General features: G+C 72.5%; 14 protein-coding genes. 2 read left to right on the top strand and 12 right to left on the bottom strand.

The window, feature by feature from the left end:
* From ACH9EU_RS10420 to ACH9EU_RS10395, 6 genes are all read right to left on the bottom strand, one after another.
* Window positions 1-824: fumarylacetoacetate hydrolase family protein (locus tag ACH9EU_RS10420; protein ID WP_396413863.1), on the bottom strand; the 824-nt coding region annotated here is incomplete at its 3' end.
* 36 nt (window positions 825-860) lie between these two features.
* Window positions 861-1280, bottom strand: a complete 420-nt coding sequence (locus tag ACH9EU_RS10415) for a thioesterase family protein (protein WP_396413862.1) — start codon at window positions 1278-1280, stop codon at window positions 861-863.
* Window positions 1281-1389: 109 nt separating this feature from the next.
* Window positions 1390-3774 (bottom strand): bifunctional salicylyl-CoA 5-hydroxylase/oxidoreductase, encoded by a 2385-nt coding sequence (locus tag ACH9EU_RS10410; RefSeq protein ID WP_396413861.1) that lies wholly within the window; start codon window positions 3772-3774, stop codon window positions 1390-1392.
* A 31-nt stretch (window positions 3775-3805) separates the two neighbouring features.
* Window positions 3806-5470, bottom strand: coding sequence for an AMP-binding protein (locus ACH9EU_RS10405; protein ID WP_396413860.1), 1665 nt, complete (start codon window positions 5468-5470; stop codon window positions 3806-3808).
* Between the two features lie 70 nt (window positions 5471-5540).
* A complete protein-coding gene (locus tag ACH9EU_RS10400) occupies window positions 5541-6440 on the bottom strand; it encodes an acyl-CoA thioesterase domain-containing protein (protein WP_396413859.1) in 900 nt (299 codons plus the stop codon).
* A gap of 7 nt (window positions 6441-6447) precedes the next feature.
* Window positions 6448-6927 (bottom strand): cupin domain-containing protein, encoded by a 480-nt coding sequence (locus tag ACH9EU_RS10395; protein ID WP_396413858.1) that lies wholly within the window; start codon window positions 6925-6927, stop codon window positions 6448-6450.
* Window positions 6928-7053: 126 nt separating this feature from the next.
* Between ACH9EU_RS10395 and ACH9EU_RS10390 the strand changes: the two genes are divergently transcribed.
* Window positions 7054-7485: a Rid family hydrolase gene (locus ACH9EU_RS10390; RefSeq protein WP_396413857.1), complete on the top strand. Its 432-nt coding sequence runs from the start codon at window positions 7054-7056 to the stop codon at window positions 7483-7485.
* 20 nt (window positions 7486-7505) lie between these two features.
* Here the strand turns inward: ACH9EU_RS10390 and ACH9EU_RS10385 are convergent, their stop codons facing one another.
* Window positions 7506-8384 (bottom strand): PaaX family transcriptional regulator, encoded by an 879-nt coding sequence (locus tag ACH9EU_RS10385; RefSeq protein ID WP_396413856.1) that lies wholly within the window; start codon window positions 8382-8384, stop codon window positions 7506-7508.
* 179 nt (window positions 8385-8563) lie between these two features.
* On the opposite strand from ACH9EU_RS10385, the gene ACH9EU_RS10380 reads away from it, so the two are divergent.
* Window positions 8564-9247: an SDR family NAD(P)-dependent oxidoreductase gene (locus ACH9EU_RS10380; protein ID WP_396413855.1), complete on the top strand. Its 684-nt coding sequence runs from the start codon at window positions 8564-8566 to the stop codon at window positions 9245-9247.
* Window positions 9248-9362: 115 nt separating this feature from the next.
* Here ACH9EU_RS10380 and ACH9EU_RS10375 read toward each other — a convergent pair whose 3' ends face one another.
* The 5 genes from ACH9EU_RS10375 to galT all read right to left on the bottom strand — a co-directional run.
* The gene (locus ACH9EU_RS10375; protein WP_396413864.1) at window positions 9363-10202 is read right to left on the bottom strand and encodes a sucrase ferredoxin; all 840 of its coding nucleotides are present in this window, start codon (window positions 10200-10202) and stop codon (window positions 9363-9365) included.
* Window positions 10203-10299: 97 nt separating this feature from the next.
* Window positions 10300-11505, bottom strand: coding sequence for a JmjC domain-containing protein (locus ACH9EU_RS10370; protein ID WP_396413854.1), 1206 nt, complete (start codon window positions 11503-11505; stop codon window positions 10300-10302).
* 2 nt (window positions 11506-11507) lie between these two features.
* Entirely contained in the window at window positions 11508-11846 is a 339-nt protein-coding gene (locus ACH9EU_RS10365; protein WP_396413853.1) for a BatC protein, read from the bottom strand.
* 799 nt (window positions 11847-12645) lie between these two features.
* A complete protein-coding gene (gene galK, locus ACH9EU_RS10360) occupies window positions 12646-13920 on the bottom strand; it encodes a galactokinase (RefSeq protein ID WP_396413852.1) in 1275 nt (424 codons plus the stop codon).
* The coding region (gene galT, locus ACH9EU_RS10355) for a galactose-1-phosphate uridylyltransferase (RefSeq protein ID WP_396413851.1) at window positions 13917-15011 on the bottom strand (1095 nt) is incomplete at its 5' end. The genes galT and galK, both read right to left, overlap by 4 nt.

Raw genomic sequence — 15011 nt, 5'->3', positions numbered from 1 at the left:
GCGGGGTCGACGATCTTCGTGGACAGCGTGCCGATCCCGTCGATGGCGACCTCCACCTGGTCCCCGGACTTCAGGTAGACCTGCGGGTCCCGGGCACGGCCCACCCCGCCCGGGGTCCCGGTGAGGATGATGTCGCCCGGGCGCAGGGGCAGGATCGTGGAGAGGTAGGAGACCAGGAACGTCGGGGTGAACAGCAGGTCCCCGATGGAGTGCTCCTGCATCGTCTGCCCGTTGACCCGGGTGTGCAGGGTCGCCGTCGCCGGGTCGAACTCGTCGGCGGTGACCATGACCGGGCCCACCGGGGTGGAAGCCGCCCAGATCTTGCCCTGCAGCCACTCCTTGGTCCGGAACTGATACCCGCGCATGGAGATGTCGTTGGCGGCCGTGTACCCGGCGATGTGGCCGGCGGCGTCGGCCTCGGAGACCTTGTGGGCGGTCTTGCCGATGACCACGACGAGCTCGCCCTCCCAGTCCAGCTCCGGGTCCTCCGCCACGGCCTCCACCGGGTCGCCGGGCCCGGTGAGGGTGTCGGCGAACTTCGCGAACATCGTCGGATGGGAGGGCAGGTCCCGGCCCATCTCCTGGATGTGGCTCTTGTAGTTGAGCCCCACGCACAGCACCTTGGACGGGTTGGGCACCAGCGTCTCCAGCCGGGCGTGGGCGGCCTCGTGGCGCGGCCCGGAGGCGTCGGCCGCGATCTGCCGCCAGTTCTCCTGGGCCAGCAGCGCCCCCAGGTCGGGGTAGCCCTCGATCTCGGTGAAGACCTCACCGTCCAGACGGGCGGCGGTCGTGGACCGGTCGGTGCGCAGCGTTGCAAGCTTCATGGGGTTCTGGCCTCCAGGGTCGCGGGGCTTCTCACGTCAGTGTGCATGATCGAGCACGGCTTCCCGGATGTGTGCAGGCCAGGGCGCGGACTGCTCGCCGCCCCACGGCACGAAGACCGTGACGAACTCGCCGTCGGCGGCCGGTCGCCGTGGACCGTCCCCGAAGGCCTCGCCCCAGACGCGGAAGGAGAAGGTCATGGACGTCTCCCCCACCCGCCTCAGCGACACCTCGGTGGTGACCTCCTGACCGAACCAGAGCTTGGCGCGGAAGTTCACCTCGTGACGCACCCGGGGTGCTTGGCCGAAGTAGTCGGGCAGCTCGAGGTCACGGAACAGCTGCGCCTCGCACGCCTCCACGAAGCGCATGATCGCGGAGTTGTGCTGGTGTCCGGCGGCATCGGTGTCGGACCACTCGATGCGACGGACGAGGGTGGCGGTGATGATCGGGGCCTCCACGGATCCTCCTGGTGGTGGGCGGGGGACGAACGGACGGGGACGGGCGGGAGCGGGCCGGGCATCCGGCCCGCTCCCGTGCGGCGGGTGCGGCGGAACCGCCGGGACGGGCTCAGCCGACCGGCTGGCCCTCCCGCTGGGGCGTCCACCGGACGTGCGTGGCCGCCTCCTCCGCGAGCGGGTCGCGCACCAGGGACAGCCGGGGACGGACCGCGTCCGTGCGCGACGACGGCGGCGGGCGCCGCCCGGCCCGGAACTGCTGCGGCCATTCGACCCCGGTCCCGCGGTAGTCCTGCTCCGCGGCCGCGTGCAGGGTCCACTGCGGGTCGTAGAGGTGGGTCCGGCCCAGGGCGCACAGGTCCGCGCGGCCGGCGAGGAGGATCGAGTTGACGTCGTCCCAGGTCGAGATGGCGCCGACGGCGATCACGGCCGCTCCCGTCTGCTTGGCCACCGTCTGGCGGATGACGTCGGCGAACGGGGTCTGGTAGCTGCGCCCGAACTGCGGCTTCTCGTCCTTGGCGACCTGGCCGCTGGAGACGTCCACCCCGTCGGCGCCGTGGGCCACGAAGGCGCGGGCGATCTCGGCGGCGTCCTCGACGGTGTTGCCCTCGGGCATCCAGTCCACGGCCGACAGGCGCACGAGCAGGGGCTTGCCCGCCGGCCAGACCGCCCGTACGGCGTCGAAGACCTCCAGCGGGTAGCGCAGCCGGTTCTCCCGCGACCCGCCGTACTCGTCGGTGCGGTGGTTGGCGACCGGGGAGAGGAAGGAGGAGAGCAGGTAGCCGTGGGCGGCGTGCACCTCGAGCAGGTCGAAGCCGGCCTCGGCGGCACGGCCGGCCGCGTCCACGAACTGCTGCTTCACCTCGTCCATGGCCGCGCGGTCCATGGCCCGCGGCGTCGGGCTGCCGTCCCCGTAGGGCACGGCCGACGGCGCGAGCGTCTCCCAGTTGTTCTCGGGCAGCGGCTCGTCGATGCCCTCCCACATCAGGCGGGTGGAGCCCTTGCGCCCGGAGTGGCCCAGCTGGGCCCCGATCTTGGCGGTGGAGCGGGAGTGGACGAAGTCGACGATCCGCTTCCAGGCCTCCCGCTGCTCGTCGGTCCACAGCCCCGTGCACCCGGGGGTGATGCGCCCGGTGTCGGAGACGCAGACCATCTCCGTCATCACCAGTCCGGCCCCGCCCATGGCCTTGGAGCCGAGGTGGACCAGGTGGAAGTCCCCGGGCACCCCGTCGACGGCCGAGTACATGTCCATCGCGGAGACGACCACACGGTTCTTCAGCTGGAGGTTCCCGAGCCGGTAGGGCTGGAACATCGCCGGGGCCGTGGTGTCCAGGCCCTGCTCGCGGGCGAACGCCCGGTCCACCTCGGCCGCGAAGTCGGGGTCGCGCAGCTTGAGGTTCTCGTAGGTGATGCGGCGGGAGCGGGTGAGCAGGTTGAAGCAGAACTGCACCCGGTCCTGGTCCTTGTACTGTCCGATGGTCTCGAACCACTCCAGGGACGCCTGGGCGGCTCGCTGCGTGGACTCCACGACGGGGCGCCGCTCGGTCTCGTAGGCCTCCAGGGCCTCGTCGACCTGCGGGTGCTCGTGCAGGCACGCGGCCAGCGCCAGTGCGTCCTCCATGGCCAGCTTGGTCCCGGAGCCGATGGAGAAGTGGGCGGTGTGGGCGGCGTCGCCGAGCAGGACCACGTTGCCGTGGCGCCAGTTCTCGTTGCGCACGGTGGTGAAGTTGATCCACTTGGAGTTGTTGGTGAGGATCCGGCGGCCCTGCAGCTCGTCGGCGAAGATCTCCCGCAGCCGGTCCACGGACTCCTCGTCGCTCACTCCCGGCGGGAAGACCTGGTCCTCCGAGGCGTCGAAGCCGGCGGCCCGCCACACGTCCTCGTGCATCTCCACGATGAAGGTCGAGCCCTGATCGGAGTAGGGGTAGCCGTGGATCTGCATCACGCCCCACGGCGTCTCCTTGACGAAGAACTTGAACGCCTCGAAGACCAGGTCCGTGCCCAGCCACATGAACTTGGACCTCCGCGGGTCCAGGTGCGGGCCGAAGACCTCGGGGAAGCGGTTGCGGATCGCCGAGTTCACCCCGTCGGCGGCGAGAACGAGGTCGTGCTCGGCGCTGAGCTGCTCGACGTCGGGGGCCAGGGTGCTGAAACGCAGGTCCACGCCGAGCTGCGCGCAGCGGCGCTGCAAGGTCTGCAGCAGCTCCTTGCGGCCCATGGCCGCGAAGCCCTGCCCGCCCACCGTGGTCATCTCCCCCCGGAAGTGGATGTCGATGTCGGTCCACCGGGCGAAGCGCTCGGCCATGGCCCCGGCCACGACGGTGTCGGCGTTCTCGATCCCGCCGAGGGTCTCGTCGCTGAACACCACGCCGAAGCCGAAGGTGTCGTCGGCGGCGTTGCGCTCCCACACGGTGACCTCGTGCGCGGGATCCAGCTGCTTCATGAGTGCGGCGAAGTAGAGCCCGCCCGGGCCTCCGCCCACAATGGCGATCTTCATGTCAGTTGTTCCTCTTTCGGTGTTCGGGGACTCAGGACGCGGGGGTCCCGGCCGGCTGGGCGTGCTCGTGGGCGGTTTCCTGCTCGACCTGCCGGCGCAGCCGGAAGTGCTGGAGCTTGCCACTGGGATTGCGGGGCAGCTCATCCACGAACCGGAGGTCCCGCGGGTACTTGTAGGGCGCGATCGTCTGCTTGACGAAGTCCTGGATCTCCCGGCGCTTGACGTCGTCCCCGGCCACACCCTCGCGCAGCACGACGAACGCACAGACCACGCTGCCGCGGTCCGGGTCGGGGCGGCCCACCACCGCGGACTCCACGACGTCGGGGTGCAGGTTCACCGCGTTCTCCACCTCGGGGGCGCCGATGTTGTACCCGGAGGAGACGATCATCCCGTCGGTGCGCGCCTGGTAGTAGAAGTAGCCGTCCTCGTCACGGACGAAGGTGTCCCCCGTGACGTTCCAGCCGCCGACGACGTAGTTGAGCTGCCGCTCGTCGTTGAGGTACCGGCACCCGGTCGGGCCGATCACGGCCAACCGCCCGACCTGCCCGGGACCGAGCTCCCGGCCGTCCTCGTCGAGGATCGTGGCGCGGAAGCCGGGCACGGGCCTGCCCGTGGCCTCGGGGCGGATGTCGTCCCCGGCCGCGGAGATGAACACGTGCAGCATCTCGGTGGCGCCGATGCCGTTGACCAGTTGCAGCCCGGTCTGCTCCTCGACCGCCCGCCACGTCTCGGCCGGCAGGTGCTCCCCGGCCGAGACGGCCACCCGCAGGTTCTCCAGCAGGTCTCCCCGACCCTCCTTGAGGATGGCCCGGTAGGCGGTGGGCGCCGTGAACAGGACGGTGACCCCTCGGTCGTGGACCAGTTGGGCGAGTTCCAGCGGGGTGTTGCGCTCGGTGAGCAGGCTGGAGGCGCCGAAGCGCAGCGGGAAGACCACCAGTCCCCCGAGGCCGAAGGTGAACGCCAGCGGCGGGGAGCCGGCGAACACGTCGTCGGGGCGAGGCTTCAGGATGTGCCGGGCGAAGGTGTCCGCGTTGGCCAGGACGTCCCGGTGGAAGTGCATCGTGATCTTCGGGACGCCGGTGGTCCCGGAGGTGGGCCCCAGCAGGGCGACGTCGTCGGCAGCGGTCTCCACGGCCTCGAAGTGGCCGGCCTTGGCCGCGCAGCACTGCACCAGGTCCTCGGGGTCCTCGGAGCCGACCGGCATCAGCAGTACCTGGTCGCCGAGGGCTTCGGCGAGACCCGCCATGAATCTGTGGTCGCTCAGCAGCACCGTCGGGCGGGTGCGCTCCACCAGCTGGGCGACCTCCTCCCCCCGCAGGATCGGCATGGTGGTGACCACGACGGCCCCGGCCTTGAGCACGCCCAGCCAGCAGGCCACCAGCCACGGGTTGTTGGGGGCGCGCAGCATCACCCGGTTGCCGGGAACGATGCCGAGGTCCTCCGTCAGCACCTGCGCGACCTGGTTCGCGCGCCGCTGCAGCTGCCCGTAGGTCCAGGTCTCCCCCTCGGGGGTGTGCAGGGCCGGACGGTCGGCTCCGAACGTCTCGGTGGCCTCGTCGATGAGGACCGCGGCGGCGTTGAGCCGATCGGGGTAGTGCAGCTCGGGAAGGGTGAACTCGAGTGCCGGCCACTGCTCGGCCGGTGGGAGGTTGTCGCGCGTGAAGGTGTCCTCGTGCGCGGAAGGTGAAAGATGCATGACGTCCTCTTCGTCGTGGGGTGCGTCGTGGAACGGGGTGCGCCGGGGTGGGCGAGGCGTCCGGTGCGGATCAGGGGGCGGGGCGGATCATGCCCTCCTGGGCCACAGAGGCCAGCAGGCGGCCGCGGCGGTCGAAGAACTGGCCGCGGACCAGACCGCGGTTGCGCTGCAGGGAGCAGCCGTCCTGGACGTAGAGCACCCACTCGTCGGCGCGGCCGTCACGGTGGAACCACATGGCGTGGTCCAGGCTGGCCGTGACCAGACCGGGATCTGCCCACGCCCGGCCCTGCGAGCGCAGCAGGGGCTCGAGGATCGTGTAGTCGCACACGTAGGCCAGGGCGGCGCGGTGCAGGTCCGGGTCGTCCGGGAGCCGGTCGAAGGCCTTCACCCACACCGCCTGGCGCGGCTGCGTGGATCCGGCGACCTCCGTGTAGACGGGCCCGTCCACGTGCCGCATGTCGAAGGACCGCCCGTGCCCCCAGTACTCGGCCGCCGGCCCGGGCACGCCGGCCAAGGCCTCGGCGGCCGAGGGAAGCACCTCGGGCCCGGGCACCTCCGGCATGACCGGGGCGTCGTCGTCGCCGTCCTCGGGCACCTGGAACGAGCCGGTGGCGTCGTAGACGGGTTTTCCGTTCTGGAAGGCCCGCACGTGGCGGGTGGAGTAGCCGCGGCCGTCGCGCAGGCGCTCGACCTCGTAGCGGACGACGGCGCCGACGTCGACGGGGCGCATGAAGTAGCTGTGCATCGAGTGCAGCACCCGGTCCTCGCCCGTCGAGCGCATCATCGCGGCGGCGGCCTGAGCCACCATGTCCCCGCCGAAGGCCTTGGGCCAGGGCACGTACTGCGTCTCGGCGGCCCAGGCCTCGTCGTAGAGCTGCGCCTCGGCGGGCTGCAGGTGCACGGCCGCCAGGAACGTCGCGGCCGTGTCGGCAGCGGTGCCGTGCGGGGCGGGATCCGTCGTCGGATGCACGGTTCCCTCACACCCGCCGGTAGTCGGCGAGCGTCTCGTCCGGGACGTCCTCGAGGTTCACCACGATGTTCTCCGGGGTGCGCGTGGTGAGCCACACCAGTTCGTCCGTGGTGGACATGTTCGCCTCCACGTGCGGCATGAACGGCGGGACGAACACCCAGTCCCCGGCCGTCATGTCGAGGTACTCCTGGTACTCCTCGCCGAAGTAGATCCGGCCGTGGCCGCGCAGGACGTAGCCGCCCGTCTCGGCCTCACCGTGGTGGTGGGGCAGGGACCGGAAACCCGGCTCGTTGGACACCTGGCCGAACCAGATCTTCGTGGCCGGGGTGTGCTGGACGCTCACGCCGGACACGCGGTGCGCCCCGCCGGACTGCTTCGTGTCCGAGTACTCCTGCCCGTGGCGGGTCACGACGGGCACCACGCGCCCGTCGGTTCCGGCGTAGACGCTGTTGTCACCCTCGGTGCGGTACTGGCTGACCGTGCTCATCGGATGTCCTCCCTCACTTTGTATGTCGTCTTTCTGACGACCGTCACGTACAGTGAATGTTACACACCTCACAGGGGTCGTGCCAGAGGGACTTCCGACCCCCTCGCGAAGGACAGGAGAATCACCATGGAGCCGATCAGGACGGAGTCATCCACCATGCAGAACGTCGTCGTCAACCCCGCCGCTCTTCCCGCGCCCTCCGGCTACGCCCACGCGGTGCGCGCCGGCAGCACCGTCTACCTCGGCGGGCAGACCGCCCTGGACCAGGACATGCGGATCGTGGAGGGCGGGATCGTCGAGCAGTTCGTGCAGGCCTTCCGCAACGTGCTCACCGCCCTGGAGGAGGCCGGCGGCAGGCCCGAGGATCTCGTGAGCGTGACCATCTACCTCACCGACGTGGACGACTACATGGCCCACGGCAAGGAGATCGGCCGGCTCTGGCGCGAGATGGCCGGGCGCAACTATCCCGCGATGGCGGGGATCGGCGTCACCCGGCTGTGGCAGAAGGAAGCCCTGATCGAGATCCAGGGCGTGGCGGTGATCCAGGACCGGGAGTAGCCCCCGCCGGGCGCCGTCGGCTACTCCGCGCCGGCGAGGACGCGGCGCGCGTGGACCTCGGCGGGCGCCTGGAGCTGGCGGTGCAGCTCCCCGAACAGCCGCTCGGCCACCATGCCGTGCCATCCCTCGGGCAGCAGCTCCAGCGGCAGCCCCGGGTCGAGGTAGGGCAGGCGGCGCCACTCGGTGACCATCGTGATGTAGGCGGCGAAGGCGGCGCGCTCGCGCTCGCCGTCGCCCGCCGCGCCGGCGTCCTCGATCCACCGTTCGCGCACGGGCGCGTGGCGGGCCACGAAGTCCGCGTACTGCGCCTCGAGCGCCGCGAGGTCCCACCACTGCCCGACGGCGTCGCTCATCTCGCGCGCCCCGAGGTAGTCGCCGCGGAACCAGTCGATGTACTGGGAGAGGTCGTGACGGTCCATGTAGGCGTGGGCGGCGCCCCGCAGGTGCTCCGGGGCGATCCACACCCCGGGGGCCACGGCACCGAAGCCCATCCGGATGAGCCCGCTGCGGATCTGGTGCCGCAGGTGGCGCTGCTTCTCCGGGACGGTGAAGACCGCGAGGATCCAGTGGTCGGTCAGCGCCGCGCGCCGGGCGCCGAAGATGCGCTCGTCGCCCTCGCGGAAGGTCTCCTCGAGGCCGGGGGCGAGCGCGTAGCCGCTGAGCCCGGAGATCTTGACGCTGCGCAGGACACCGCGCTTCTTCAGCCGGGAGATGGAGGACCGGACGGCGGGGGCGTCGACGCCGAGGTCGGCCATGAGACGGATGAGCCCGGCCACCGGGAGCGCGCCGCCGTGGGAGCGGCCGTAGAAGCCGAACAGGGTGATGATCAGCTGCTGGTGGTTCAGCGGGCCGGCCTCGGCGCGGCCACGGGTGCCGTTGCCGCTGTCATCGATGCTCATGGGTGACACCCTAGCGGCGCCCGGACTCCGGGGACTCGGCCCGGATCGCCGGCGGCTCGGGTTCCGCGGTCGGTCTCTCCTCGGGGGACGGCGGACGACGACGAGGTGAGGCGCTCGGCCGTAAACCGAGGAGAGTCATCGGGTCGACAGCCGGCCTCCGAATCACGGAGGCTTGAGCCATGACCGACCTGACCGGCCGCACCGTGCTGATCGCCGGCGCCACCAGCGCGTCCGGTCTGGCGGCGACGCGGACCCTGACCGCGGCCGGGGCCCGCGTCCTCGCCACGGGCCGCAGCGCGGAGAAGCTCCGTCCCCTCGCAGCGCTCGGGGCCGAGGTGGAGACGGTCGACCTTGCGGACGAACGCGCCGTGCTCGACCTCGTCCACCGGCTGCACGAGCGCGGCTCGTCGATCGACGGGCTCCTCCATCTCGTCGGCGGCTGGCGCGGCGGCGGCGGGCTCGCAGGCCAGACGGAGGAGGACTACCGGGTCCTGGAGACCTCCTTCACCGCGCTGCGCCATCTGAGCCGCGCCGTCGACGACGACCTGCGGGCCTCGCCCGCGGGGCGGCTGGCGATCGTCTCCTCGATCGCGGTCACCCGCCCGCTGGCGGGTGGCGCCAACTACGCCGCCGTGAAAGCCGCGAGCGAGGCCTGGACCCGGGCGGTGGCGCAGGGCTACGCGAAGGCGGCCCGCGACGCCGGCGAACCGCTGCGCGCCGCGGCCGTGATCTTCCGCGTGAAGGCCCTGGCCGGCCTGGAGGAGCGTCTCGCCGCCGCCTACGCCGGCCTCTGGGACGCCGAGGCCCCGGCACTGAACGACTCGACGATCGACCTCCAGGGGACAGCGTCGGGCACCACGTGACGACGCCCCGTGACGCCGGGCCGAGCACCCGCTGCGCCTCGGAGAGGATCCGGGTCGTTCCGGACGGTGTGCACGCGCACGGCAGGTCCGCCCTCCTGGACGGGCATCCGGTCGTTCAGACGGTGCGCACCGCGGTGGGCTCGTAGACCATGGCCGAGCTCGTCGCCGGTCCGTGGCAGGTCAGCTGCCGCGGCGGGGCGGCGTGGGAGTGCAGCTCGACCTCGACGAGCCCCGGGCGGGGTGGGCGGCCGGCGAGACGGATCCGCCAGCGGTCGCCGTCGCGGACGGTCTCGGCGACCGTGTAGTCGTGGCGGCCGGCCGGACCGAAGCGGCCGAGCGCGGCCGCGACCGCGGCCTGCTGCGGCGGGAAGAGATCGGTGTACCCGCGCAGATGCTCCGCGTGGATCCGGCCGGCGAGATGCTCCTCGACCGTGGTGACAGCGGACCCCGCGTCGAGGCCTCCGTAGTAGACGCCGTCCGGGGCGACGACGACGTTGGCGGCGAACCTGTCGCCACCGACATGCGAGGACTCCCAGACCAGCTCCGGCCAGCGCTCGCTCAGGGCAGCTCCCACGGGACGCCCGCGCACCGCACAGCAGGGATCGTGCTGACCGTGGGCGCAGACCAGCAGGACCGGTGGACGGCCGAGCTCTCCGGGGACGCCGAGGGCTGTGGCGATCTCCGCCAGGTCCTCGTCGCGGCTCCACGTTCCCCAGTGCTGACGATCGGCGCCGGAGTCGTCCTGGCGCAGCACGGCCCACCGGCCGGGGCCCTCACGGCTCCGGCGGCCGTGTCGCCGGACCAGCAGCACTCGCGCCCGAGCTGCCTGCGCGGCGGAGAACACGAGGGCCTTGGTCTCGGCCTCCAGATCCAGGCCGTCGAAACCGTTGACCGGCCACCCGCCTCGGTGCTCGACGAGGACCCACGCGTCGCCGCGCGGCGCGGTGCCCGCCATCGGGTCGCCGCGCTCCCGGGCGCCGTCGGCGCACCAGTAGCGGCACGTGGCGTTCACGGCGGCGGAGTCACTGGTCACGGTGTCACTGGTCACGGAATCACTGGTCACAGGGAACGAGGACCCCCGCCCGCAACAGTCGTTCGGCGAGGTCGACGCCCAGCTCGCCCGCGGTGTGGACCCCGCCGTCGAGGAGGCGCGTGACCGAGGGCAGGTCGGTCTCCGGGAAGTCGAGCCAGCCCACGCGCGTGCTCAGGCGCGTGCCGTCCAGCCGTGCTTCCAGGGCGCCTCGCAGCCGTACGGAGGACCCGGGGCCCAGACCGTCAACGGCGGCGAGCTGGGCGAGCGGCCCCAGCGGGGCCGGGCGCCCCTGTCCTCGCCGGGTGCGGTGGAACCGAGCGGTGGGATCGGCCTCGGCGAGCGCGGCGGCCAGCCGCTCACGGACGGTGTCGATCTCCCCGCCCGGTCCGTCGACGCCCAGGGGCAACGACCCGCGCATCTCCGGGTCCTCGGCCAGCAGGACCAGCGCATCCTGGGCGAGGTGCTCGGCCAGGCCATAGCGGGTCCAGGTGTGGATCCCGAGCGTGAGGTGGATGGAGACCGCCCCCTGCGCCTGGGCCGCGTGCAGCCAGCCGCGCGGAAGGTAGAGGGCGTCGCCGGGCTCGAGCACGGTGTCGATGCAGGCCGCGCCCTTCGCGGCCTCGGCGACGGCGGAGCGGCGATCGGTCCAGGGTTGATCACGCAACGGGTCCGGGTGGACGGGCTCATGGATGATCCAACGCTTGGTCCCCGCGATCTGCAGCACGAAGACGTCGTGGACGTCGTAGTGGTCGTCGAACCCGCGGTTCTGCGGCGGGGTGATGTAGGCGTTGGCCTGCACCGGATGCCCGAGCTCGGCGCTCAGCTCGGTGCTGAACTCCGCGACCGGCTCCCACGTGCGGTGCAGGGCCTGCAGGACGAGCGTGGCGCCGTCGGCGAACTTCCGCCACAGCGCGGTGTCGTCGAGCTGGTCGGGAACGGTGGCGCCGACCCCGGCGGGGGACGTGAAGGTCGAGTCGGGGAACGTCGAACCGTCCTTGGCGACGCGCAGGAAGGGCGTGCGCAGCCCGCGGCGCGAGATCAGCTCGTCGGCGGCGTCGGCGGAGAACAGGTCGGAGAAGCCGCCCGCCCGGCGTGTGAGCAGCGGTGCCCGGCCCCAGACCTCACGGGCGAACCGCTCCCGGCCGACGTCGATCAGGCGGGTCTCCAGGACCCCGGAGCCACCAGGGGCGCCGGGGTCCTGCCCGTCAGCGCGGACGGCGTCCACCCTCAGCTGCTTCGTTCTGCGGCTCCACTGTCCGCGCCGCCGTCGGCGCCGCCGTCCGCGCCGCCGTCGTGGGCACCCGGGGTGCCGGCCGCTCCACCGTCGGCCGGGCCCTCGGCTCCACTGTCGGCACCACTGTCGGCACCACTGTCGGCGCCGCCGTCGGCGCCACCGTCGGCGTCACCGTCGGCACCCGGGGTGCCGGCCGCCCCACCGTCGGCGGGGCCTTCGGCTCCGCTGTCGGCGCCGCCGTCCGCACCGCCGTCGTGGGCACCCGGGGCGCCGAGGGCTCCACCGTCGGCGGGACCTTCCTGCTGGCTCGGATCCTGCTGTGCATCAGTCATGTTGGCCTCCCAGATTCGAGTGACCGGGCCGTCACCGGCACCGGGTCACCAGGACAGGCGATCCCTGAGCGACACCGCCCATGTCGAGGCTATCCGTGGCGCACGGGGGAGGGAACAGTTCCGGCTTCCTCGGCCCTCGCGTGACCTGAACGATGTCCGGCGCGACGTGCACCGCCTCCGCAGAGTGCCCGACGACGGCTCGCGCTCAGAGCTCGTCGATCCGCCGGTAGCGGGACGGCGTGGTGCCCGTGGTGGCCCGGAAGTGCCGGTTGAAGTTGGAGAGGTTCGGTTGCCGCCCTGCTCGCCTGCCGTTCGGTGGCCTGGTGCTGAGCAGTGCCGTGCATACGCTTCGGTCATGAGCCCAGTGTCCCGACATAGCCAAGAGTTCAGCGTTGAATCGCCCGGACTGGGTTGGTGTACCCGGGACCCCGAGGAGCGGCGCCGTCAGGGCCCGTTCCTCTACTGACACTTCCAGGTCGGAGGGAACATCGTCTTCGAGGTGGATCTTGATGGCGTCAAGGTCAGCGATGGTGGGCCGCACGCCGGGTGCGGAAGGCCGTGGATTTCCTGCAGCGTCTGCGCACGGAGGAGCGCTCCGCCGACACCGCGTGACCGCCGCACGGTTCAGTCCCGGGTGGTGGTGTCGACGGGCTCGGGCTCGGTCTCGGCGGCGGCCCGGCCAGCGAGGCCGTGACCTGTCCTAAGGTTCGCTTACCTCTGTCGTTTGTCCGTGCATCAGTCCCGAAGGCAGTAAGGATGTGGGTCCCAATGTGTCCGGCGCCGCCGGTCATCGGCCAGCTCACAGCCGTTGCGCTCCGTCCGCCGGGAGGACCGTGAAGATGTCGGGGGTCGCCGGCCCGACGTCGGCGAACCCGCGCAGGACGGCGTCCCGGACCTGCTCCTCCCGGGCCGCGGGGACGAGGGCGATCGCGGAGCCGCCGAAGCCCCCGCCGGTCATCCGCGCGCCGAGCGCCCCGGCGGTCAGGGCGGTGTCCACGGCGAGGTCGAGTTCGGGGCAGGACACCTCGTAGTCGTCCCGCAGGGACGCGTGGGAGGCCGTGAGCAGGTCCCCGACGCCGGCCACGTCCCCTTTGCGCAGCAGCTGCACGCACTGCAGGACCCGGCGGTTCTCGGTGAGCACGTGCCGCACCCGGCGGGCCGACTCCTCGTCGAGGGCTCCCAGGTCGGTCTCGGCGGGGACGTCGCGCAGGGAGTCCACGCCCAGGGCCGCGGCCGCGCGCTCGCAGGTCGCACGGCGGGCGGCGTAGCCGCCGTCGGCGTGGGAGTGGGCGACCTTCGTGTCGATCACCAGCACCCGCAGCCCGTGCTCGGCCACCGGCAGGGGCACGAGCTCGGTGGCCAGGGAGCGGCAGTCCAGGAACAGGGCCGATCCGGTCCGGCCCATCAGCGAGGCGGACTGGTCCATGATCCCGGTGGGCGCGCCCACGAACTCGTTCTCCGCCCGCTGGGTCATCCGAGCCATGGCCGGGCGGTCCAGGCCCAGGCCCAGCAGGTCGTCCAGGGCCACCATGGTGGCGACCTCCACCGCGTGGGAGGAGGACAGGCCCGCCCCCACCGGCACGGTGGAGTCCAGCAGCAGCTCGAAGCCGGGCACGGTGACGTCGTCGAGACCGGTCAGCACCGAGACGACGCCGGCCGGGTAGGCCCCCCAGCCCGGCACGGAGCCCGGTGCCGGCCCGGCCACCGGGAATCCCGCCCGCGACAGCCCGGAGCCGTCCGGGGCGTAGGTGGAGGCCAGCTCGACGACGTCGCGCCCGCCCACCCCCGTCCCTGTGTCGCGGCGCAGCCGCACGGCGACCATGGCGGAGCGGTCGATGGCGAACGGGAGCACGAAGCCCTCGTTGTAGTCGGTGTGCTCGCCGATGAGGTTCACCCGTCCCGGCGCGCGCCACACCCCGTCGGGGACGTGCCCGTAGACCTCGGCGAAGCGTTCCGCCAGCCGAGCGGCCCGCGCCCGGTCCTGCGCACCCACCGGTTCCGGAGGACCGGTCCGCACGAGGTCCTGCCCTCCGGCCGGGGTCGCGGTGGGCTCGCGGCTGTGCCGGCTGGTCATCGCGCGGCCTCCCTCAGGCGTGCGGCGGTCTGCTCGGCGCTGACGTCGTTGACGAACGCCCCCATGGCGGCCTCGGAGCCGGCGAGGAACTTCAGCTTGTCCTCGGCCCGGCGCGGGCTGGTCAGCTGCAGGTGCAGCCAACCGGCCTCGCGGTCGGCGGCCGTGACCGGGGTCTGGTGCCAGGCGGCGATGTAGGGGGTGGGGGTCGCATAGAGCCGGTCCACCCGCTGCACCAGCTCCCGGTAGAGGACCGCGAGCTCCTCGCGCTCGGCCCCGTCCAGGGCGGCCAGGTCGGGGACCTGCCGGTGCGGGACCAGGTGGACCTCCAGCGGCCAGCGCGCGGCGTAGGGGACGAAGGCCGAGAAGTGCTCGCCCTCGACCACCATCCGGTCCCCGGCCGCGGCCTCGTCGGCCAGCAGCTCACCCATCAGGGCCCGGCCCGTGTCGGCCAGGTGGGCCCTCGAGCGTGCCGCCAGGCGGGCCGCGTGCGGGGCGGGGTAGGGATAGGCGTAGATCTGACCGTGCGGGTGGTGCAGGGTCACCCCGATCTGCTCACCCCGGTTCTCGAACGGGAACACGTGGCGGATCCCCTCCAGGGCCGAGAGCGCCTCGGTGCGCTGGGCCCAGGCCTCCACGACCGTGCGGGCCCTTTCGAAGGGCAGGGACGCGAAGGAGCCCTGGTGCTCGGGCGTGAACACCACCACCTCGCACCGCCCGTAGGCCGCCGAGGGGGACCCCCACAGCTCCCGCTCCCCCGCCCCGTCCGGGACCGGGAGCACGCCCAGCCCCGGGCCCAGGGAGGGGAAGCGGTTCTCGAAGACCACGACGTCGAAGTCCGCCGCGGGGATCTCGGACTCCCGCCCGCCCACGGACGGGCACAGCGGGCACCGGTCGGCCGGCGGCAGGTGGGTGCGGGCCTGACGGTGGGCGGCCACCGCCACCCACTCCCCGGTCAGCCGGTCGAAGCGCACCTCGCCGTGCCCGGAGCGGGCGTCCAGCGGCCGGCGGTCGACGAGCTGCTCGACGGGCGCGGTGCCGCGGTCGCCGAAGAACACGGCCTCCCGCCCGTCGGCCAGCCGGTGGGTCCGGTG

The sequence above is a fragment of the Kocuria rhizosphaerae genome (assembly GCF_044462265.1).
Classification (GTDB): Bacteria; Actinomycetota; Actinomycetes; order Actinomycetales; family Micrococcaceae; genus Kocuria; species Kocuria rhizosphaerae.
Note: the sequence above shows the minus strand (reverse complement) of the source record. Positions and strands in the feature narration are given on the sequence as shown.